At 67.3% G+C, this 21,412-nt stretch carries 17 protein-coding genes and 1 pseudogene; 10 read left to right on the forward strand and 8 right to left on the reverse strand.

The genetic code is table 11. The features are described from left to right. Positions 1 to 47 precede the first annotated feature (47 nt). On the forward strand, positions 48 to 890 hold the full coding sequence (locus ACQ86M_RS08940) for a hypothetical protein (protein WP_431247783.1): 843 nt from the start codon (positions 48 to 50) through the stop codon (positions 888 to 890). A 19-nt stretch (positions 891 to 909) separates the two neighbouring features. Here ACQ86M_RS08940 and ACQ86M_RS08945 read toward each other — a convergent pair whose 3' ends face one another. Next, on the reverse strand, positions 910 to 1,506 hold the full coding sequence (locus tag ACQ86M_RS08945) for an LON peptidase substrate-binding domain-containing protein (RefSeq protein WP_431247784.1): 597 nt from the start codon (positions 1,504 to 1,506) through the stop codon (positions 910 to 912). Between the two features lie 80 nt (positions 1,507 to 1,586). On the opposite strand from ACQ86M_RS08945, the gene ACQ86M_RS08950 reads away from it, so the two are divergent. Then, positions 1,587 to 2,039, forward strand: coding sequence for a DUF427 domain-containing protein (locus ACQ86M_RS08950; RefSeq protein WP_431247871.1), 453 nt, complete (start codon positions 1,587 to 1,589; stop codon positions 2,037 to 2,039). An 87-nt stretch (positions 2,040 to 2,126) separates the two neighbouring features. After that, positions 2,127 to 2,885, forward strand: coding sequence for a patatin-like phospholipase family protein (locus tag ACQ86M_RS08955; RefSeq protein WP_431218376.1), 759 nt, complete (start codon positions 2,127 to 2,129; stop codon positions 2,883 to 2,885). A 257-nt stretch (positions 2,886 to 3,142) separates the two neighbouring features. On the opposite strand, the gene ACQ86M_RS08960 is transcribed toward ACQ86M_RS08955, so the two are convergent. From ACQ86M_RS08960 to ACQ86M_RS08980, 5 genes are all read right to left on the reverse strand, one after another. Continuing rightward, positions 3,143 to 4,861: an AIPR family protein gene (locus ACQ86M_RS08960; RefSeq protein ID WP_431247785.1), complete on the reverse strand. Its 1,719-nt coding sequence runs from the start codon at positions 4,859 to 4,861 to the stop codon at positions 3,143 to 3,145. A gap of 649 nt (positions 4,862 to 5,510) precedes the next feature. Continuing rightward, complete coding sequence (locus tag ACQ86M_RS08965) at positions 5,511 to 5,981, reverse strand: ADP-ribosylation/crystallin J1 (RefSeq protein ID WP_431247786.1); 471 nt, start codon at positions 5,979 to 5,981, stop codon at positions 5,511 to 5,513. 566 nt (positions 5,982 to 6,547) lie between these two features. Continuing rightward, entirely contained in the window at positions 6,548 to 7,153 is a 606-nt protein-coding gene (locus tag ACQ86M_RS08970; RefSeq protein WP_431247787.1) for a hypothetical protein, read from the reverse strand. A gap of 132 nt (positions 7,154 to 7,285) precedes the next feature. Further along, a complete protein-coding gene (gene ychF, locus ACQ86M_RS08975) occupies positions 7,286 to 8,377 on the reverse strand; it encodes a redox-regulated ATPase YchF (RefSeq protein WP_431247788.1) in 1,092 nt (363 codons plus the stop codon). 24 nt (positions 8,378 to 8,401) lie between these two features. After that, positions 8,402 to 9,148: a class I SAM-dependent methyltransferase gene (locus tag ACQ86M_RS08980; protein WP_431247789.1), complete on the reverse strand. Its 747-nt coding sequence runs from the start codon at positions 9,146 to 9,148 to the stop codon at positions 8,402 to 8,404. A gap of 177 nt (positions 9,149 to 9,325) precedes the next feature. Between ACQ86M_RS08980 and ACQ86M_RS08985 the strand changes: the two genes are divergently transcribed. Both ACQ86M_RS08985 and ACQ86M_RS08990 read left to right on the forward strand, forming a co-directional pair. Continuing rightward, positions 9,326 to 9,907 carry an exonuclease domain-containing protein gene (locus tag ACQ86M_RS08985; RefSeq protein ID WP_431221451.1) on the forward strand — a complete coding sequence of 194 codons (582 nt, stop codon included), beginning with the start codon at positions 9,326 to 9,328 and terminating at the stop codon, positions 9,905 to 9,907. Positions 9,908 to 10,029: 122 nt separating this feature from the next. Beyond that, complete coding sequence (locus ACQ86M_RS08990) at positions 10,030 to 11,430, forward strand: DNA recombination protein RmuC (protein WP_431247790.1); 1,401 nt, start codon at positions 10,030 to 10,032, stop codon at positions 11,428 to 11,430. 140 nt (positions 11,431 to 11,570) lie between these two features. Here the strand turns inward: ACQ86M_RS08990 and glpX are convergent, their stop codons facing one another. Then, on the reverse strand, positions 11,571 to 12,572 hold the full coding sequence (glpX, locus tag ACQ86M_RS08995; protein WP_431247791.1) for a class II fructose-bisphosphatase: 1,002 nt from the start codon (positions 12,570 to 12,572) through the stop codon (positions 11,571 to 11,573). Between the two features lie 224 nt (positions 12,573 to 12,796). Between glpX and fbaA the strand changes: the two genes are divergently transcribed. The 4 genes from fbaA (at position 12,797) to ACQ86M_RS09015 (ending at position 18,934) form a co-directional block, all read left to right on the forward strand. Continuing rightward, complete coding sequence (gene fbaA / locus ACQ86M_RS09000) at positions 12,797 to 13,825, forward strand: class II fructose-bisphosphate aldolase (RefSeq protein ID WP_431218381.1); 1,029 nt, start codon at positions 12,797 to 12,799, stop codon at positions 13,823 to 13,825. 75 nt (positions 13,826 to 13,900) lie between these two features. Then, complete coding sequence (locus ACQ86M_RS09005; RefSeq protein WP_431247792.1) at positions 13,901 to 14,506, forward strand: DUF6264 family protein; 606 nt, start codon at positions 13,901 to 13,903, stop codon at positions 14,504 to 14,506. A 190-nt stretch (positions 14,507 to 14,696) separates the two neighbouring features. Continuing rightward, positions 14,697 to 18,191 carry a hypothetical protein gene (locus ACQ86M_RS09010; RefSeq protein ID WP_431247793.1) on the forward strand — a complete coding sequence of 1,165 codons (3,495 nt, stop codon included), beginning with the start codon at positions 14,697 to 14,699 and terminating at the stop codon, positions 18,189 to 18,191. Then, positions 18,086 to 18,934, forward strand: a complete 849-nt coding sequence (locus ACQ86M_RS09015) for a hypothetical protein (RefSeq protein WP_431247794.1) — start codon at positions 18,086 to 18,088, stop codon at positions 18,932 to 18,934. Before ACQ86M_RS09010 ends, ACQ86M_RS09015 begins: the two co-directional genes overlap by 106 nt. A 51-nt stretch (positions 18,935 to 18,985) precedes the next feature. Here the strand turns inward: ACQ86M_RS09015 and ACQ86M_RS09020 are convergent, their stop codons facing one another. Then, complete coding sequence (locus ACQ86M_RS09020) at positions 18,986 to 20,017, reverse strand: 4-hydroxy-3-methylbut-2-enyl diphosphate reductase (RefSeq protein ID WP_431247872.1); 1,032 nt, start codon at positions 20,015 to 20,017, stop codon at positions 18,986 to 18,988. 103 nt (positions 20,018 to 20,120) lie between these two features. Here ACQ86M_RS09020 and xseA point away from each other — a divergent pair. Then, positions 20,121 to 21,403, forward strand: a pseudogene (gene xseA / locus ACQ86M_RS09025) (exodeoxyribonuclease VII large subunit). The last annotated feature ends 9 nt before the right edge of the window (positions 21,404 to 21,412 follow it).

The raw sequence follows: 21,412 nt of genomic DNA on the forward strand, positions 1-21,412 counted from the left end.
AGGCATCCGCTGGATGCCCGCGAACGGCACGTCTCTGGAGCGCGAGCATGGAGCTGGACAGGCTGAGGAGAGCCGGAACGGATTCCGACCCCGAAGCGCTCCTGCGCGAGCTCATCGCCAGCGTCAGCCGCGCTCTTCCGGACGACGTCACCGCGACCGCGTTCGAGGTCGAGCGCACGCGCTCCGTCTCCGACTGGCTGGGGCGCCGGCCCGGCGCGATCACGAGGGTGCGGCTGTCGGGCACGACGGAGGCGCTTTCTCTGCGATGGGAGCCGGGACCCCGCTGGTTCGCCGAGGTCGAGCAGCTGTACGGAACCGTCTCGCTCTCGAGCCGCCCGGTCGCCCTCGGCCAGTGGCTGACCGCATTCGCCGGGCTCCTCGCCGACCTGTCCGTGGAGGCCGCCGAGGACTGCGCGGATTCGGCGCGCGCGCTGCAGAAGCTGGGCGTCCTCCCGCCTGGCTCGGAGATCCACGTCGACCGTGCCGATCCCGCCCGCGACCTCCTGACCCTGGCGGCTCGTCTCGGGCGCCGCGTCCCGCCGGAGGCCGTCGCGGCCGTCGAACGGATCGGCGGACTCCTCGCCGAGACGCTCACCCGGGTAGCCGGCTCGGGCGAGCCGGAGACGACCGTGCGGCTAGCCGCGACCGTGTACCTCCCCGACACCCTGCGGGCCTACCTCGCACTCCCTCCCGAGTGGGCTGCCGAGCACGTGCTGGCCGGCGGGCTCACGCCGGCGCAGGCCCTGGTGACGCAACTCGACGCGCTCGAATCCGCGGCGCGGACCATGAGGGATGCGGCGGTCGAGCACGACGCGTCGGCCCTGCTCACCAACGGCCGCCTGCTGGCGGAGCGGTTCGCCGGGCCGAGGCTGGAGCTCGACCTGCCGTGAGGGGTGCGGGTTACAGGCCTCACTCGGCGGACCAGAGCTCCTCGGCCTCGAGGGTCAGGTCGATCGTCTGACGCAGCAGACCCCCGATCGACGTCGACGTCAACAGGGTGTACCTGTCGTACTCGCCCAGCGGTGCGATCGCCGCCAGTTGCCACACGGCTGCGACGGGATCGTCCGACAGCTCGACGCCGGCGTCCGAGTCCGGCTCCGCGACCCGGGCGATCACGCGGCGGACGACCGCTTCGGCCTCTGCCCACAGGGGTGCGAGCGCCTCGGACCACTCCAGATCCGGCAGTATCGACAGCTCGGCCCGGGGATACGGGTCGTCGTCGAGCCAGCGCCCGACCGTGAACCTCTGAGTCCCCACGCCGACGATGAGCAGGTCGTCGGCTCCCGCGGCGGCGCTCACCAGACGCGCCATCGTCCCGACCGAGGCGCGCTGGTCCCCACCCCCGGCTTCGGATCCGCGCTCGATGAGGACGACGCCGAACTCCGGTTCGTCCTCGTCCAGCAATCGCCCGACCATCGTGAGATACCGCGGCTCGAACACCCGCAGCGGGATAGGCACGTAGGGGAACAGCACGGACCCGAGCGGGAACATCGGCGATGCGGCCATACTCCAGTGAAGCACCGCGGACGTAGAGTGAACAGGTGCCCCGACCCCGCCCCGAGATCCCAGGAACGGGACAGGAGTCCATGTGGGACTACCCGAGGCCGCCGCGCATCGAGCGCGTCAACGCGCCGGTCGCGATCCGCCTGGGCGGGCAGCTCATCGTCGAGACCCGAGACGTCGTGCGGGTGCTCGAGACCAGCCATCCGCCGGTCTACTACCTCCCGATAGCGGACTTCGCGCCCGGCGCGCTGGTCGACGCCGACGGTTCGTCGTTCTGCGAGTTCAAGGGCACGGCACGATATCTCGACGTGCGCGGCGGGGGCGAGGTGCGGTCCGCCTCCGCGTGGAACTACCCGCATCCGTCGCCCGGGTACGAGCTGCTCCGCGACCGCGTCGCCGTCTACGCGCAGCAGATGGACGAGTGCACGGTGGACGGCGAGGTCGTCACGCCGCAGCCCGGGGGCTTCTACGGCGGCTGGATCACCAGCGCCGTCGTCGGGCCGTTCAAGGGGTCGCCCGGGTCACTGGGCTGGTGACTCCGGGATCATCTGCGCGGCCTCCCGCACAGCGGTCTCTCACTGCTCGCTGATACGGTCGCACGCATCGGATCGACGGAGAACGACATGAGCGATGACGGCACGCTGGGTCTCACTCTGAGCGGCGGAGGCGCGTTCGCCGCTGCGCACGTGGGCGTTCTGCAGGTGCTCGCGGAGCGCGGGATCCGCCCGGGGATCATCACGGGCACGAGTTCCGGCGCACTGGTCGGCGCGGCTTACGCTGCGGGGTTCGAGCCGCCTGCGATCGCGAGCGCCGCACGGCGCTTCCGCTGGAGCGAGATCGCCCGGTGGTCGCTCACACCGCGCTGGGGACTGCTCGACACGCACGCCGTCAGCGATCTCCTCCGGCGTCACCTCGGTTCCGATCCGCTCATCGAGCACCTCCCCCGTCGGTTCGCCGCCGTCGCGACCGACCTCCGAACCCGCCAGGCCGTGACGATCGACGAAGGACCGCTCAGCGTCGCGCTGCGGTCGACGATCGCGGTGCCGGGCCTCCTCCCTCCCGTGCGCCACGACGGGAGGCTGCTGGCCGACGGCGGCATGGTCGACAACGTTCCGGTCCAGGCCGCCCGCGCTCTCGGCGCGACCCGGGTCATCGTGGTCCGCCTGCACGCGAAGTGGGAGAACGTTCGGATGATGCGGATGGTCGCTCGCACGGCCGACCTCGAACGCGACCCCTCGATCGTGCTCATCCAGCCCGAGATGGGCGGGATGGCGCAGTGGGGCATGTCGGATGTGCCGCGACTCATCGCCGAGGGGCGTCGAGTGGCGATCGCCGCGCTCGATGAAGCCGCGTGGCGCGGATACCCGGTGCCGGCTGAATGAGGAGGAGATCCGTCCCGACGCGCCGGCGGACAAAGCGAAACGGAGGAGATCCCGGGCACTTCGCCCTGGATCTCCTCCGTTCTCCACACACGCCGGCGCCTGCACCGAACGCGGCGCAGCTACACGTTGAAGCGGAACTCGACCGCATTACGGGCCGCATGGTCGTCAGCTTCCGAACAGTGACAGTTGCTCGCAGCCCGTCGCCGCACGGTGAATGAGCGCTCGACCACTCCTCACAAAAGAGGCGGCGGGAACATTCAACGGGCGGTGACGTTGTCGTGTCGCCGGGAGGACGCAAGATAGCGCCCCATTCGGTCGCCAACTGCGCGGGTGGCGCGCGGATCTTTCGCGAGCTTGTCGAAGAGAACCTCTCTGGTCTGCCTCGCGCTGGCCGCGAAGGCTTGCCGGACGATCTCCATCAGTTCTGCAAGCAGCTCGCGCGATGGCACCTGATCGATCGAGGCGAGATCCCGAGCATTTGGCTCCCGCTTTCGAGTTACGGCAATCGTCGCCGCCATCGATAGGTGGAACACGAAGTCGTCCACCTGGCCTTCAGTGCTCCGATTCTCGCGAAGGAACCGTTCGCACGCCCGCACGATAGCGATCGATGAGTAGTACGCCGCCATCGGGTTAGAACCCCCGAAGACTACGTCGTAGATTTCGTCTTGAAAGATCCGTGAAACCTCGCCGCGAGAAACGTGTGGGGCCTGGACCAACGTCGAAAGAACCGCCTGCCCCATCTGATCGATCGACACGAGGTCTTTCAGCGGAATCTGACGGTTGTAGTAGTAGTTCTTGCGCCGCTCGTAGTAGAGCCCCTTGGTTTTGAGGAACTCCTCAATTTCCCTCTGCACGCGATCAGTCGCGCGCAAGGAGCTCAAGCCCAGAATGGTCTGGCTGTTTGTTGCACGAATGATCCGATCCTTGACGAGGTCATCATCGGCCTGGATGACTTTAACCAGTACTCCTCGGTTTTCCGAATATTCACTCGACGACCCCTGTTTGTAGATCTCATGCGATGTCTGGAGTCCGTTCACTATCTGCGGTGAATCGAGATGCAAGAGTTTGCCGGCGGGCTGCACCCGATCGGCGACGATAGTGACACCGTTGTTCAGCCACCAGAAGTCGACATCCTGATCTTGGGTGCTCAGGGTTTCTTGAATGCTCTTGTTTACTCCGGACTCACTGTCGTAGTCGCGCACATTCGCATCGAAGAGCGACGCATCGAGCTTTCCAGTCTCATCAGTGATGAATCTCTGATAGTCATAGAGTTTTACAAGACCAACGTAGCCACCGGACATATCTGTGGAAATGGGATTTTCGGCTAGGGTCAATTCGACCGTCACGGGCGGCTTTTCCCGAGCGAGGTTGGCAATGCTCGCTGCATCAAGCAGATGAACGGAAGGCTCGCTGTTGCCAAAGCAGGCCTTCAGCGTTTGCTCTAGTTGAGTTGCCTTCAATTCGACATTCGCATGGATTTGCTCTGCCTTCAAGGCCGCGAACGCCACGAAGATGCGGAGTCTCGGCATGTCCATCGCACGATAAGTGTCAAGAAAGCGACGAGTGATCTCCACGAGCCGTGGATTGAACTGTCTTGCCAACGCTTCTTCGTCGCGGGAGAAATCCAGGAGTTTTGGCAGGTGAACGATCAACTTCTCGACCGCGCCCTCCCCAAACCCACGCGTGTTCTTCACTTGTATAAGCACCAAGTCCAGTTGTGGATTTCTGCCGAGCGCGCCCACATTTACACCGTCTCGGAGGTAGTACCCGTTAGCGAACAGGTGAATCGCATCCACCCCACCATCCCGAGTGCCATCAACGATTCCAGACAGGACGTCGTCATGACTGGGCCGGTACTTGCTCAAGTAGTGCCAAGAAACGAAGTACGCCTCCTGTTCGGCAGCGTTGAAGCCCTCGGTCTCCCGGCGTGATCGTTCGACCATGTCTTCCAGCAAGACAACATCGTTTGCACCCATCGCGGCCCTCTCTGCCCGGAACACAACTCAGCGGCCCCAACCCGGCGGTCGCTCCCACGGCATCGTTTGATTTGAATGCTCTTCGAGCAACAGCGACGCTCGGCAACCCTACAAGCAGCCAGACTTCCACGGACGATGCCATCCGGAGATATCGGAGAATCAACGTCCGCACTAAGAGGAGAGTTCGAAGGCAGGCCCGCGCTTCAAATAAAAGCGCCTAGCCGAGAACGAATGGTTCGAATGCGCCCTACCGAATCGGAGGGTATCTCCTTCGGCGCGCCCGGCGTGCGGCCACGCAGATCGGCCGGGAGACGGCGGCCCTGGCGCAATCCCCTGGACGGCAGTTGGTCGGCGCTTAGAAGGTGACTGTGCCCACGTCGCTGCTAGAAGCCCCCGGCCGGGCTCACGAAGATTCCTTGCAGGAAGAAGATCGGTGTACGTCAACCAAGAATCCGAAGGCGAATGCCGCGCCCAGAACGACGACGACCGCGCTTCCGAGTCACAGAGCTGCGTGGCTTCAACCCACCGACCAGTTCTCGCGCCGTAAACCCCCTTCCGCTTGGCCCTCCGACAGCTTTAGGAGCAGTTCTTGCTGTAGATCATTGATGTCGCGGCCTAGCACGCTGACTTCTCCCCAAGTAACCGATGGCTAGTTCTTCGAGGTTGACTGTGATCCAAACCGGAACTCCACCACGTCGCCATCCGGTCCGCGCCGGAAGCTGCGAGTCACCTCTATGGGGCCTACCAAATTTTCGTTGAGTTCCTCGAGCTGTTCGGCAGGTATCCAGAACTCGAGAATCGTCTCGCCGCCGACTTGCTGCACCTCGAAGTTGTCCAAGAACTGCTTACGGACACGAAAGCGCGTGACGTGCCCTACGCCCGACGCTTTGACGTTCCAGTCACGAGCAATGCGAACGGCGTAGTCCTCGTTCAGCACCGGATAGAAGATCGGCTGGTCGGGCAATCTTGGCGGCCATCGAGTCCGTCCTGTCTGCTCGACCAGCAACAGTTCTTCGGGCCCGGTGGGACGCCAAAGCGTAACGTAGTCGTCCTTGAGCGGCGCGTCGAATAGCGAACCAAGGTCGCCGCCCATCACCAGGCTCCGCCGCCGCTCGGCCACTGGCCCTTGCGATACCTAACTCCGTAACGCCCTCCAACGAGAAGCGATATGACGACCTCGACACACTGTCGCCGGGTGCTATCTGCGAGCAGGAACGGCTGATCGAATTCGAATTGGTAGGTCTCTGGGCCTTCTGAAATGTCCGCGCCCGACGCCTCTGCGACTTGACCGTTATCAACGTAGGCCGTGAAGTACTGGCGTCCGCCGTTTACGTTGTCACGTCGCGGGTTGATCCGGCCGAACCCCGGCATGGCAATCCAGCCTGTGCCCTCAACGACCTGCCATTCGTCACCTCATGGGCGGGAGCGTACTGGATACTCGCCTGCGGGGGCGCCAAATACCCAGCTGTGGCGGAACTGCATCATGCGAGTAAGACGCTCCGAAGCCTTTTGCACTGGAGATGAGCATGCGCTCCATCAACCCTCTGTCATCCTCCTGAAGCGTCACGATCCCCATTCGGGCAGGCCATCGCGAGGCGAGATCTCAGACGTCCACGCGGACACGGACGCATTGGTTATCAATCGCGCAAGTGGATCGGAAACTAGAACTCCAGAAAGGTAACAACCCTATTCGAAGTCGTCAGCGAGAAAGTTCGTCCAGTCGCGTTGATCATCGACCTGAACGATGAGGTATTCCCGGATGCCGAGCAGATGGCTGTAGGCCGCATCGAATGCAGCCATGAGGCGAGGCAGATCAAGAGATACTCGCACGTCGGGCAGCTGCTGAGCGAAACGGAACGCATTACCGTTCGGATCGAGATCGGCGAGCAAGTCCAGGAACGCGCTCGTCTGCGAACCAACCGGATCGAACTGAAGGGCTTGCAGATGTTCATTGAGGAAGTCGCGCAAGTCGGCCAGCTTATGCCGCAAGTCACGCCGCAGCCGGACCTCGACCGTGGCCGGGTCGGGAGCGGTTGCGTCCTGACCCTCGCTGCGAAGGATGACGGACGCCATGATCGCTTGCTTAATCAAAGTCTCAATGGCGTGCCGATAGGTGTAGAGGATGGGCAGCAAAATGCGCTCGGCGTCCGCTCCGTCGCCCTGCCGGCTTCGGAACAGCCGATGAGCTGCCTCACGGTACGAATCCGGAATGTCGCCCGAGAGTCGCCCCCACCAGAAAGTGCCGAGCCAGGGCTCCGAGGTGTTCTCAAATGCCCGGAAGAGAGCGGGCACGGCCGGTTCGTCGGTCTTCTCTTGCCTATCCACGACGGAACTCCGCGGGGCTCGTGTTGGGATTGGTCGCGCGTGCAATCCGTTCGCGCAGTTCGGCATTGAAGATGTTCAAAATAGAACTCAAGTCCGCCGTTAGCCCTTCGATGTTGACTGTGATCCAAAACGGAACTCGACCACGTCGCCGTCCTGCATGACGTAGTCCTTGCCCTCCATGCGGGCCTTGCCGCGCGAGCGTGCCTCGGCGACGGTTCCGGCCTCCATCAAGTCCTCGAACGAGATGACCTCGGCCTTGATGAAGCCCTTCTCGAAGTCGGTGTGGATGACGCCCGCCGCCTGCGGGGCCTTGGCGCCCTTAGGAATGGTCCAGGCGCGCGACTCCTTGGGGCCGGCGGTCAGGTAGGTCTGCAGCCCGAGGGTGTCGAAGCCGATGCGGGCCAGCTGGTCGAGGCCGGACTCCTCCTGGCCGGTCGACGCGAGCAGTTCGGCGGCGTCGGCCGGGTCGAGGTCGATGAGCTCGGACTCCAGCTTGGCGTCGAGGAAGACCGCCTGGGCGGGGGCGACGAGGGCGGCGAGCTCGGCCCGACGGGACTCGTCGGTCAGCACGTCCTCATCCACGTTGAAGACGTAGATGAACGGCTTCGCGGTGAGGAGGCCGAGTTCCTTCACCGGCTCCAGGTCGATGGATGAAGTGGAGAGCGGCTTGCCCGAGTTGAGGTACTCGATGGCGGCGCGGGCGGTCTCGAGCACGATCGGCTCGAGCTTGCGGCCCTTGACCTCCTTCTCGTACCGCTGCTCGGCCTTCTCGAGGGTCTGCAGGTCGGCGAGGATGAGCTCGGTGTTGATCGTCTCCATGTCGCCGGCGGGGTCGGTCTTGCCCGCGACGTGCACGACGTCGGCGTCGCTGAAGCCGCGCACGACCTGCGCGATCGCGTCGGCCTCGCGGATGTTCGCCAGGAACTTGTTGCCGAGTCCCTCACCCTCGCTCGCGCCCTTCACGATGCCCGCGATGTCGACGAACGAGACGGGCGCCGGCACGGTGCGCTCACTGTGGAACAGCTCGGCCAGGCGGTCGAGCCGCGGGTCGGGCAGGTTCACCACACCGACGTTCGGCTCGATGGTCGCGAAGGGGTAGTTCGCCGCCAGAGCGTCGTTCTTGGTCAGTGCGTTGAAGAGGGTGGACTTGCCCACATTGGGCAGCCCGACGATTCCGATAGTGAGAGCCACGGTCGTCCATTCTACGGGGCGGCTTCAGCCGGCCAGGGCGGCGCGATACGACCGGGTGACGTACGGCAGCTCGATGGTGTCGCGACCGGCCAGATCCGGATGCTCGCGCAGCAGCCTCCGCAGCGATTGGATGACAGCGGCCTGGCCGTCCGCATCCTTCGTGATGAAGTAGCTGCGCGAGCGCGCGAGATCGAGCAGCCCATCGTGCGTCAACGCCTGGACCCAGCGCGTCTCGTGTTTCTCCAGCGGCCCGAACGGCGGAGGCAGGACCGGGTCGGCCTCGTCGTCGAACGCGGCGGAGCCCGCATCCATCAGCTCCCCCAGCTCGCGCACCCAGCCGACGGACTCGTCCCGCTCGTTCCAGACGAGCCCGAGCCGGCCGCCCGGACGCAGGACGCGAGCGACCTCGGGCACGGCGCGGTCCGTATCCACCCAGTGCCAGGCCTGCGCGGCGAGTACCAGGTCGAAGGCATCATCCGGGACCGGGATGCGCTCGGCGGCGCCCTCGTGCACGGCCACCCCGGGGAGGCGCTCGTGCAGGACGCGCAGCATCTCGGGCGACGGGTCGATGGCGGTCACCTCGAAACCGCGTTCCACCAGAGGCGCGGTCAGTTTCCCGGTGCCGGCGCCGAGGTCGAGGACCGGCCCCGCGACGCCCTGGGTGAGCCAGCTGACCGCGTCCGCCGGGTAGGACGGGCGCGCCGCATCGTACACGTCGGCCGCCTGATCGAAGGAGGCCGCATGGAGGTCGCGCTGCTGTCTGGATCGCATGGCGCCGATCGTACGCGGAGCGGTGGGGCCGTGACCGAGTTCGTGATCGAGCGGTGAGTAGACGTCGAATGGACCGGCGTGTCTTCGACCATTTCTCTCATGTCGATCGGCCGCGGATCGCGCGGCGCGCGGAGTGGTTGCCGGGGCGCGTCGGTGGGGCGTGCCAGCATGACGAGCGTGACCCTGGACTTCACCGCCATCGACTTCGAGACCGCCAACTCCTCCGCCGCGTCGGCCTGCTCGGTCGGGCTGGTCAAGGTCCGTGACGGCAAGGTCGTGGACCGCGCGGGATGGTTCATCCGGCCGCCGCTGGGGCACGACCACTTCCAGGAGTGGAACATCCGCATCCACGGCATCCAGCCGGAGCAGGTGGCGGACGCCGCCGGCTGGGTGGACCAGTTGGCCGACCTGGTCGAGTTCGCTGAGGACGACCACTTGGTGGCGCACAACGCCGGATTCGACATGGGCGTGATCCGCGCGGCGTGCGCCGCCACGTACGTCGCCTGCCCGGAATACAGCTACCTCTGCAGCCTGCAGGTCGCGCGGCGGACGTACAACCTAGAGTCGTACCGCCTGCCGGTGGCCGCGATGGCGGCGGGCTTCGAAGGCTTCAACCACCACGACGCGCTCGCCGACGCGGAGGCCTGCGCGGCGATCGTGATCCACGCCGCGCGGCGCCACGAGGCGGCCACGATCGCGGACCTCGCCGCGCTGACCGGCGCCCGCCTCGGGCGGATCGGCGTGCCGGTCGCCGCCTGACCGTTTTCGTCTCCTCGCCGAGTGGTGACATCATGCGGCAACTCGAGCCGGATTCGCGCATCTACTCACGACTCGCTGCGGCCGCGAGGTCCAGTGTCGGAGGCCACTGACACACTGAGGACATGGACATCCTCGCCCTGCTCCTCGGCCTCCTGATCGGTCTCGTCGTCGGCGCCGTCGCCGGCGGTTTCGCCGTGGTGAAGCTCGTGCGCGCGCGCACCTCCGCAGAGCCCGCGGTGCCGGTGGTCGATCCGGCCGTGGTCGCCGCGCAGCACCAGGCCGAGCTCGCCGAGCTGCGGGCGGCGGAGGCTGCGGTGCAGTCCGAGATCCGGGCCGACCTGGCGGCCGCGCACGGCCGTGTGGACGCCCTGCAGGAGCAGCTGCTCACCGCCCAGGCGCAGTACCGCGAGACGGTCGAGCGGCATCGCGCCGAGGCCGAGGCGCGCGCGGAGCGGGAGCGCTCGGAGAGCAAGGTGCTGCAGGCGCTGGCCCCGGTGCGCGAGAGCCTGAGCGAGATGCAGCGCAAGGTGGTCGAACTGGAGTCGCAGCGCAGCCAGCAGCACGGTCAGCTGACGCAGCAGCTGCGGTCTGCCGCCGAGTCCGAGGAGCGCCTGCGCAGCACCGCAGAGGCCCTGGCCTCGGCCCTCCGGTCCAACAGCACCCGTGGTGTGTGGGGAGAGACCCAGCTGCGCAGCGTCGTGGAGGCGGCGGGCCTGCTGGAGCGGGTCGACTTCGACGTGCAGTCGAGCATCCACTCGGAGTCGGGTGCGGGCCGGCCGGACATGATCGTCCGCCTTCCCGGCGGCAAGAACATCGCGCTCGACGCGAAGGTTCCGTTCAACGCCTACCTCGAGGCCAGCCAGATCCCCGCGACCGCGACCGGCGCAGAGGGCGCCCAGCGCGATGCTCTGCTCAAGCAGCACGTGAAGGCGGTCCGCGATCACATCACGGCCCTCGGCAGCAAGGCGTACTGGACCGGGCTCGAATCGTCTCCCGAACTGGTCATCGCGTTCATCCCGAGCGAGTCGCTCGTCTCGTCCGCCCTCGAAGCGGATCCGTCGATCATGGAGTTCGCCTTCGGCAAGCGCGTGGCGCTCGCCTCGCCGGTGACCCTCTGGTCGGTGCTGAAGACCGTGGCGTTCAGCTGGCAGCAGGACGTGCTGACCCAGGAGGCCAAGCAGCTCTTCGACCTCAGCCGTACCCTGTACAGCCGCCTCGCGACGACCGCCGGTCACATCGAGAAGCTGGGCCGTTCCCTCGAGCGCACGGTCAAGGACTACAACGGCTTCGTCGGATCGTTCGAGCGCCAGGTGTTCCCCGCCGCTCGCAAGCTCAACGCCCTCGACGAGACGAAGGTCATCGGCGCCCTCGGGGGCATCGAGGAGGCGCCGCGCGAACTGACCGCGTTCGAACTCGTCAGCGAGCTGGAACCCCGCGACATGCACGGCATCGACAAGCTCGCGATCGAGGAGCAGGAGCGGGCCCACACCGCCGAAGCGGACCGCGAGCCCGGCGTCGCCTGACGGCGACCGGCGCCGCCGAGTGGTGAGCAGATGTCGCAACTCGGCGCCGATTCCAGCACCAACTCACCACTCACCGGGACCCTGCACCGCGCCGCCGCGACCGCGATGACCGCCCCGCGCCCCGCCCCCGCCCAGCCCTCTCAGAGCTGGTCGGGCTCGAGCCACTTCTCCGCGAGGTGGTCCGCGATCACGCGCCGGGCCGTCCCCGACTTCGACCGCAGCACGATCGACTCCGTCCGGATGATCGGGCCCTTCCGCCGCACGCCCTCCACGAGGCCGCCGTCGGTGACGCCGGTCGCCACGAAGAACGTGTTGTCGCCCTGCACGAGGTCGTCCGCGCCGTAGACCTTGCCCATGTCGAGGCCCGCGGCGATCCCCGCAGCGCGCTCCGCGTCATCCTTCGGCGCCAGCTGACCCTGCATGAAGCCGCCGAGCGCCTTGATCGCGCACGCGGTCGTGATCCCCTCCGGGCTGCCGCCGATGCCGACGCACATGTCGATCCGCGACTCGTACCGCGCCGCGTTGATGCCGCCGGCGACGTCCCCGTCGAGCAGCAGTCGCGTCCCGGCGCCCGCCGCCCGGATCTCCTCGATCAGGCCCTCGTGCCGCGGCCGGTCCAGCACAGCCACCCGGATCTCGCCGATCGGCTTCTTCTTCGCCTTCGCGAGTTCCCGGATGTTGTCCCCGATCGGCTGGGACAGATCCACGACACCGCGACCCTCGGCCCCGGTCACGATCTTCGACATATAGAACACAGAAGACGCATCCAGCATCGACCCGCGGTCCGACACCGCGATCACCGACAGCGCGTTCTGGCGCCCCGCCGCGGTCAGCGAGGTGCCGTCGATCGGGTCGACCGCGATATCCACCGCCGGCCCGCGCCCGTTCCCGACGTGCTCGCCGTTGAACAGCATCGGCGCGTTGTCCTTCTCGCCCTCGCCGATCACGATCACGCCGTCGAAGTTGACCGTTCCGAGGAACTTGCGCATCGCATCGACCGCCGCACCGTCGGCCGCGTTCTTGTCGCCGCGCCCGATCCACGGCGTCGCCCGGATCGCCGCCGCCTCGGTCGCGCGCACCAACTCCATCGCCAGGTTGCGGTCCGGATGCGTGAAATTCGTTGCGCTGTCGGTGCTGGTCATGATGGGTCCTCCCGGACGGATTCGGTGGACGGCGCCGGATTCGGACGTCGTCGTCGGTGCCGGCACGGCACAGGGCGGCCGGACGCTGCCAGTGTATCGGCCGCCCTCCCGGTCCAAGGCGGGTGTGCACGAACGTTCACCTGCGGCTCGGCCGCGCCCGTCTGCGCCTCGAGCGCCTCGGTATGATGAGGGCGTTCGACACCCCGATTCCCCAAGGAGCTGCAATGCCCATCGCCACGCCGGACCAGTACGCAGAGATGCTCGACAAAGCGAAGGCCGGCGGCTTCGCCTACCCCGCGTTCAACGTGTCGTCGTCGCAGACGATCAACGCGGTGCTCCAGGGTCTGACGGAGGCGGGCAGCGACGGGATCATCCAGGTCACCACCGGCGGCGCCGACTACTTCGCCGGCCAGTCTGTGAAGGCCCGCGCGACCGGCGCGCTCGCGTTCGCCAGGTTCGCCACCGAGGTCGCCAAGAACTACCCCATCACCGTGGCGCTGCACACCGACCACTGCCCCAAGAACGCGCTCGACGACTTCGTGCTCCCGCTGATCGCCGCCTCCGAGGAGGAGGTGAAGGCCGGACGCAACCCGATCTTCCAGTCCCACATGTGGGACGGCTCGGCCGTGCCGCTCGACGAGAACCTCGAGATCGCGCAGCAGATGATCAAGCGCACGAAGGCGATCAACGCCATCCTCGAGGTCGAGATCGGCGTGGTCGGCGGCGAGGAGGACGGCGTCCGCCACGAGGGGTCGAACGAGGCGCTCTACACGACCCTGGCGGACGCGGAGAAGGCGGTCGACGCCCTCGGTTTCGGCGAGAACGGCCGCTACATGGCCGCTCTCACCTTCGGCAACGTGCACGGCGTGTACAAGCCGGGCAACGTCAAGCTGCGCCCGGAGCTCCTGAAGGAGATCCAGGACGGCCTCGCCGCCAAGTACGGCCACGGCCCGAAGCCGCTCGACCTCGTCTTCCACGGCGGCTCTGGCTCGACCGACGAGGAGATCGCGGAGGCCGTGCGCAACGGCGTCGTGAAGATGAACATCGACACGGACACCCAGTACGCGTTCACCCGCTCCATCGCCGGCTACATGTTCCAGAACTACGACGGCGTGCTCAAGGTCGACGGCGAGGTCGGCAACAAGAAGCTGTACGACCCGCGCGCGTGGGGCAAGGTCGCCGAGTCGGCGATGGCCCAGCGCGTCATCGAGGCGACGCAGCAGCTCGGCTCGGCCGGTCACTCCGGCAAGTAGTCCCCCGGGCGGTGGACGCGCCCCGCATCCACCGCCCGCACCATCCGCATCATCACCCACCAGGAGGCCGCCGGCATGGCCGAGCAGGAACCGCAGCCGGACGACCGGCCCCGGCCGCAGTACGGCGAGCTCGCCCCGCCCGGCTGGGTGTGGCATCCGCCCGCCGACGCAGACCGCCTGGACACGTCCCGCCCGCTGGAGCGGGAGGAGGCGGCGCCCCCGCCCTCCGGCGCACCGATCCCCGGCATCCACCCGCCGCAGGGGACGCCGGCCTACCCTCCTGCGCGCGCCGAGCAGTCCGCGCCGACGTGGAACCTGACGCTCACCATCCTGCTCGCCGTCTTCGGCTTCTTCGGGATGCTGTACTCGATCGCGACGCTGCAGGCGATCCCCGCATCCATGCAGCTGCTGCACAGCACCAACGGCCTCGGCGACTACACGCCGGCGCCGGTCGTCGGCACCCTCGTCCTTGTGGGGTCGATCATCATGGCTGCGATCTGGGCGGTCTCCGCCGGCATCGCCGCGTGGCTGCTCGTCAGGCGGCGGCTCGCGTTCTGGGTGCCGCTCGTCGCCGGCATCGTCGCGATGGTCGTGCTGCTGATCTTCGCGGGAGCGGTGCTCGCCACCGACCCTGTGCTGCTCGGCTTCTACAGCGGAACGGCCCCGTCGAAGACGCCCTGACGCCCCGGGCCTGCGCCGCTCCACTCAGGTCGCGTGGCACCGGGTGGGGCCTGAGCGCGGGTGTCCTCAATGTCCGCAATACGTTTGATTTCGATATCGCATCTCCGGTAATCATGTGCCTATTCCGTCAGGAAGGGCATACGTTATGAGATCGTCTCGCCGGTGGATCGCGACTGCGACTGTCTGGGGAGTGGTGCTGGGTCTCCTCCCGGCGACACTGAGTGCGCCTGCGGCCCACGCGGGCAACGAGAGCATCGTCGGCGACATCGAGGAGATCGCGTATCCGGACGCGGAGCATGTCGGCAGGGTGAAGGTGGTGCGCCCGGGGATCGCCGTCGCCCTCGACGAGTACAAGAACGTCCTCGGTACGGAGTGGCGCCCGCGCGACGGTCAGGTCGCACAGGCGTTCGTGGATCGTATCGACGCTCTTCTCTCCCGATTGGAGGAGACGGAAGCGGGCAAGGCGCTCATCGACAGGATCGGCCGACTGGATCCCACCGGCCAGACACCCGGAAGCGTGTATCTGAGGCCGGACGGCACACGGTCGGATATCAACGTCCTGGTCGTCCCCGAGCCGCGCGCGCACTCCAACACGCCGATCTCCGCCACCGGCGCCGGCAACGGAGACGGGTCTGTCACCATGCTGAAGTTCGAGGACGGTGCGCGGGGCGAGGTCCTCGATCATGTCTGGACCCTCGAAGGGGATCCCGTCCTGCCGGAGTCGGCGCTCATCTTCGGACATGAGCTGATCCACGCCGAGCACAGCCTCGCGGGTGGTCACTATCCGTACAGGCGGAATGCAGAGGCACTGTACTTCGTCCCGGGCGGCGAGGACACCCTGTGGGATGCCTACGTCGGCGATGCCGGGTGGATGTCGTTCGACGAGGAGGCGTTCACGCACGGCGGCCACACGGGGCTGGCGGCGGCGCACGCGTACCAGGAGTACGGCACTTTCGAGACCCCGAACGGGCTCGACGAAGTGACCGCATTGCCCCGCAATCCACTGATGGCGGATGCGGTGGCGAAGGCGCTGCAGCGCGTGGTGGACCTGCGGGCGGCAGGCGCTCCCGCCGCGGACATCGTCGAGGCGACGCGCATCGCCGCAGCACGAGAGGAGGCGGCGTCGACGGGGGCGACCGAGCTCAAGTTGTCGGATCAGCTCGGCACTCCCACCCACGAGGAGTACACGACGACGTTCAACTCTCATCACCGCGAACTCAAATGGGGCAAGTTCGAGCTCAAGCCGGGGTTCACGGAGAAGGATCTGACGGTCCAGGACCGGCTGCATCCCAAGGAGTCCTCGAAGCTCCGGATCGTCTCCCAGGACGAGTTGGTCGAGCGCAATTGCGGGGCGGCGTCGTTCCTGATGTGCTCCCCTCCCGATCTCAGCGAGTTGAGGCGGTTGGGAGAGGCGGAGACCGCGCGGCTACGGCAGGTACGAGCCAACGGCCTCATCGAGGAGCCCGTTTCCAGCTCGTTGCTGAGGGGGCATGAGATCTCCCTTGAGGCCTTGCGCGAACTGGCGGGCGTCGAGTTCGAGCGCATGGCGCGCGAAGGGGGTCGCTTCAAGGGCCTCGCCGAGTTGGGTGAGGCGGACGGGTTCGCGGCCCTGCCGGGCATGCGCGATCCCTTGAACGAGGCTCTCCAGCACACGCACGGTGCGGGTGTCTATGGCGAGGCCTTGGACAAAGTCGGGATGTTCTTGTGGCTGACGTCGATTCTTCAGACGTGGGGGAACGATCTGTCCGCATTGGACAAGGCGGCGATCTTCGGCGGCCAGGTCCCGGTGCTGGCGGAGTCCCTGGGGATCGCCTCGGCCGCCGTCAAGGGAGACAAAGTCAATGTCGCCCGCAATGTGATCGGCCTGGTGGCCACGCTCGCCGGGCTGGGAGCGATGCTCGCCGGCGACCCCGTCGTGGGAATCGTCATCGGTCTGATGGGGTTGCTGGTGGGAGAGTTCATCGCCGCCATCAAGGACACCTCCCCGGTTCAATACGAGACCATGAAGAACCTCCGCGACGAGCAATTCCGGGAATGGCTGCCGAGCCATATCGGGGAGCTGGCAGCGAAGGTGGCGTCGTCGGTGGGCGAGATGTTCGCGGTGTGGCAGCGACAGCAGGTGTTCACCCTGATGCTGACGGAAGCAGCGATCGACCGGGAGGCTGTCGCGACGATCAAGCGGGATCCGGCCTCGCAATCCGAGGTTCTGCAGAAGGCGACCGAGACGAAGCAGAAGGCGCGGGACCTGCTGCAGACCAAGCTGCGCCAGGATCGCGAGGGCTTCGTCACTCAGGGCCGGGCGGCGTTCATCGACGGCTTCAGCGCCACCGCCGGAGATTCCGGTGTGGTGCGGCAGATCACGGATGAGGTCTTCCCGCTCGGAGACTCCAGCGTCCGGTCGTTCGAGTACGGAGAGCTGATCAAAGACGGTCGCCCCGGTTCGGACAGCTCCTGGCCGACGTATGTTCCGGAGCCGGAGGGTGCGGCGTGGCCGTGGGCCGGTCAGGACGGCGTGATGGGCGGTTGGGACCTGTTCGCGGCGGATGCGAAAGCGGCGGCGCAGGGCCGGTTCCCCGGTATCCCGAAGGACCAGCCGTGGTGCCGGGCGCACAACGAGGAGGCTGCCGACTACGCCGCGAAGAGCGTGGACTGGCTGAACCAGAATTGCTACGCCACATTGGCGCGGATGTCCGAGCGGTACGCCGGGAACGTCACCCGCTTGCGAGGGGACGGCTTCCCCGCGGCGGATCAGGCAGCGGTGGGACAGGAATTCGACCGGAAGATCGCTGAGCCGGCGGTCCAGGCGGACCTGACCGTGATGGCGCTGCCGGCCGTGCGGGACATGACGGCCCCGATCACCCCGCACGTGAGCTCCCCAGGCTTCGGAGTGTCGGGGGTGGACCCGCTGAAGATGTCGATCACGGGCCTCGCTGCGGTGGGACACCTGGTGCGGGTTCACGTGGAGAACCAGTACACGCACGCCCCATACGACACCACGGCGATCGCCGACGAGCGGGGAGTCTTCACGACGACCACGTTCCCGGCACCGTACACGGTGTTCCCTCCCGAGAACTCGTCCCAGATCCTGCGGCCCGAGAACTACACGGTCACGGTCGTCGACAGAGACCGGACAGGGACATCGGTGTTCACCTCAGCGGACCTGCGGCCCACGATCACGGAACCGCGGCTCGCCGCCACCGGTGTGCGACCCGGACAGATGACCGTCAGCGGCACCGCAGGGCCGAAACGCCAGCTCACGCTCCGGGTCCTCGGTTCGGGCGACATCGACAGGGCGATACAGGTCACCGCCGACCGCGCAGGGAAGTGGTCCGTCCCGCTCGTCGTCGGGGTGGAGCACGCCACCGGTGAAGCGGTCCAGTTGGATATCACCGACGATGCGCTTCACCTGCATCACGAGTCGGGGTTCACGGTTGCGGACTGGAGGACGAGACTGAACGATTCGTTGACGCAGCCCCCAGCCTCACGGCAACGGCGGCGCAGCGGGGCGCGTTCCCCGTGTACGGGACCGGAACTCCCGGGCAACAGCTCTACGTGTATGCGCTGGACAACCGGAACGGGTTGTCCGCCGACGCACTCAACCAGACTCCGGCTCAGCTGGCGAGCATCCCGAATGCGGCGAAGGTCGTCACCGTCGGGAACGAGGGTCGATGGAGCACCGAGCTGAACGTCGGATGGGCGTCCACCCAGGTCACGGTCAATCTCGCGGTCTGGAACCCATCCACCCAGGCTCCGGGCCCCCGGCTCGAATCATGCCGCGTCACTGTTCCCACGGGAACCAGCAGCCCGGTCGCCCCGAGGATCACGGCGCCCAGCGGTAACGCGACGGTCCCCGCCACGGTGCAGATCCAGGGAACGGCGGCCGCCGGACAGAACCTCCGGGTGGCGCTGACGACTCCATCGCACAGCATTCACGAGACCACTTACGTCACGACGGGCGTCGCCGGCGAATTCGCCTACCGCCCCCGTACGCTCACGCCGAGCGGCGAGACCGTGACCGTGACCGTGACCGACGCCAATGACGATGCTCGCCGCGCGCAGAGCTCGTTCGTGGTGGCGAATGGCGCTCTGACCATCACCAGCCCCGTCCCCGGCGCGTCCATCCCGGACCCCCGGGCCATCCACGTCACCGGAACGGGCACACCCGGACAGAACTACTACCTCTACCCGTACAAGGACGGAACGAACAAGTTCGACCCGGCGACCGCCGACCTCACCGGAACGCAGGTACAGGCCCGGGCCGACGGCACGTGGGAGACCTGGGGCGACGACATCGACATCGACTGGATTCCGAACACCACCCGGATGGCCATCGAGATCTACGACCGCCCGCGCATCCTCGGCGCCATACCGCTCGCGACGATGACCTTCACCCGCAATGCCCAGACCGGCCAGTACACCAGAGACTGAGCGCGGAGCGGTGAGCACGCCGAGGGACTCGTCGCCTGGCGAGTCCCTCGGTCAGCGCCCGCGGCCGCCGAGCGCCCGGGCGTCCTGGTTGCCGCTGATGTCCTTGCGGAGCTCCTTCGGCAGCGAGAACATGAGGTCCTCCTCCGCCGTCTTGACCTCCTGCACGTCGAGGTAGCCGGCGCCCGCGAGGTCGTCGAGCACCTCCTGCACGAGCACCTCTGGCACGGACGCACCGCTCGTCACGCCGATGGACGAGACACCGTCGAGCCACTCCTGCTTGATCTCGCTCGCGTAGTCGACCCGGTACGCGGCCTTCGCCCCGTACTCCAGCGCGACCTCGACGAGGCGCACCGAGTTGGAGGAGTTGGCCGAGCCCACCACGATGACCAGCTCCGCCTGCTCGGCGACCTTCTTGATCGCCACCTGGCGGTTCTGGGTCGCGTAGCAGATGTCGTCGCTGGGAGGATCCTGCAGGTTCGGGAAGCGCTCGCGCAGGCGGCGCACCGTCTCCATCGTCTCGTCGACCGAGAGGGTCGTCTGCGACAGCCACACCACGCGGTCCGGGTCCTTCACGACGATCGAGTCGACGTCGTCGGGACCGTTGACCAGGGTCACGTGGTCGGGCGCCTCGCCCGCCGTGCCTTCGACCTCTTCGTGGCCGGCGTGGCCGATGAGCAGGATCTCCCGATCGTCGCGGGCGAAGCGCACCGCCTCGCGGTGCACCTTCGTGACGAGCGGACAGGTGGCGTCGATGGCGAGCAGCCCGCGCTCGGCGGCGGCGTCGACGACCGCCGGCGAGACGCCGTGCGCCGAGAACACCACGTGCGCGCCCGGCGGCACCTCGTCGACCTCATCGACGAAGATCGCGCCCTGCTGCTCCAGCTCGGAGACGACGTGCACGTTGTGGACGATCTGCTTGCGCACGTAGACCGGCGCCCCGTACAGGTCGAGCGCCTTCTCCACGGCGACCACGGCGCGGTCGACACCGGCGCAGTAGCCGCGGGGCGCTGCCAGCAGGACCTTCTTGTGTCCGACGACCGGGTTATCCTGAAGCCGTCGCCTGGCGCCGGGAATGCGCGGCATCGGGAGGCTGATGGTTGCGTCGCTCACCCTTCGATCCTACGTGAGCACGCTGGACACGGAATGGGAGGGGTCGGTGAGCCAGACGTCCGCAGCGCCGGTCTCGATGCAGGCCGCTCCCCCGACGGCCGACTCCCCGTGGCCGGTCGCCCTGCTGAGCAGCAAGATCAAGGGATGGATCGACCGGCTCGGCACCGCCTGGGTGGAGGGCGAGATCACCCAGTGGGGCATCTCGGGCGGCAACGTCTACGGCAAGCTCAAGGACCTCACCGAGGACGCGACGATCAGCTTCACCATCTGGTCGTCGGTGAAGGCGCGCATCCCGGCCGACCTGAAGCAGGGCGACCGCGTCGTCGCGGCGATCAAACCGAATTTCTGGGTCAAGGGCGGCACCCTGACCATGCAGGTCTACGACATGAAGCATGTCGGCCTCGGCGACCTGCTCGAGCGGCTGGAGCGCCTGCGCCAGCAGCTCGCGGCCGAGGGCCTGTTCGCGGCCGAGCGCAAGAAGCGCCTCCCCTTCCTCCCCCACACGATCGGGCTGGTCACGGGCAAGGATTCGGACGCTGAAAAGGATGTGCTCCGCAATGCCCAGCTGCGCTGGCCGCAGGTGCGGTTCCGGGTGGTGCACGCGTCGGTCCAGGGTGAGCGCACCGTGACCGAGGTCGTCTCGGCCATCCGCCGGCTCGACGCCGACCCCGAGGTGGAGGTGATCATCGTCGCGCGCGGCGGCGGCGACTTCCAGAACCTGCTCGGCTTCAGCGACGAGCGCCTGGTGCGCGCGGCGGCCGCCGCGCTGACCCCGATCGTCAGCGCGATCGGGCACGAGGCCGACCGGCCGCTTCTCGACGAGGTGGCCGACCTGCGCGCATCCACCCCGACGGATGCGGCCAAGCGCGTGGTCCCGGATGTCGCCGAGGAGCTGGCGCGCGTGCAGCAGGCCCGCGCCCGGATCGGCATGCGGGTCACCCAGCGGATCGCGCACGAGATCGACCGGATCGGCCACCTCCGCACGCGGCCGGTGCTCGCCTCCCCTCGTGGATCGTGGATGCCCGGGCCGAGGAGCTGACGCGCTACGTCGCGCGCGGCACCGAACTCGTGGCCCGCTGCGTCGAGCGGGAGACGACGCGCGTCGCGGAGCTCCGCGGGCAGCTGCGGGCGCTCTCGCCGCAGGGCACGCTCGACCGCGGCTACGCGATCGTGCAGACCGCGGCCGGGCATGTGGTGACCGAGCCCGCCGAGGCGCCGGAGGGCACCTCGCTGCGACTGACCGTCTCCGGCGGCGCACTCGCGGCTACCGCCGGCGCAGAAGTTTCCTCACCCGCGGGCCGCACCGATTCATCCACAGATCCGGCGGACCGGCCAGCGGGCGCTCAGCGGGCCAAATAGAATGGATGC

The sequence above is a fragment of the Leifsonia xyli subsp. cynodontis genome (genome assembly GCF_050632205.1).
GTDB lineage: Bacteria > Actinomycetota > Actinomycetes > Actinomycetales > Microbacteriaceae > Leifsonia > Leifsonia xyli_D.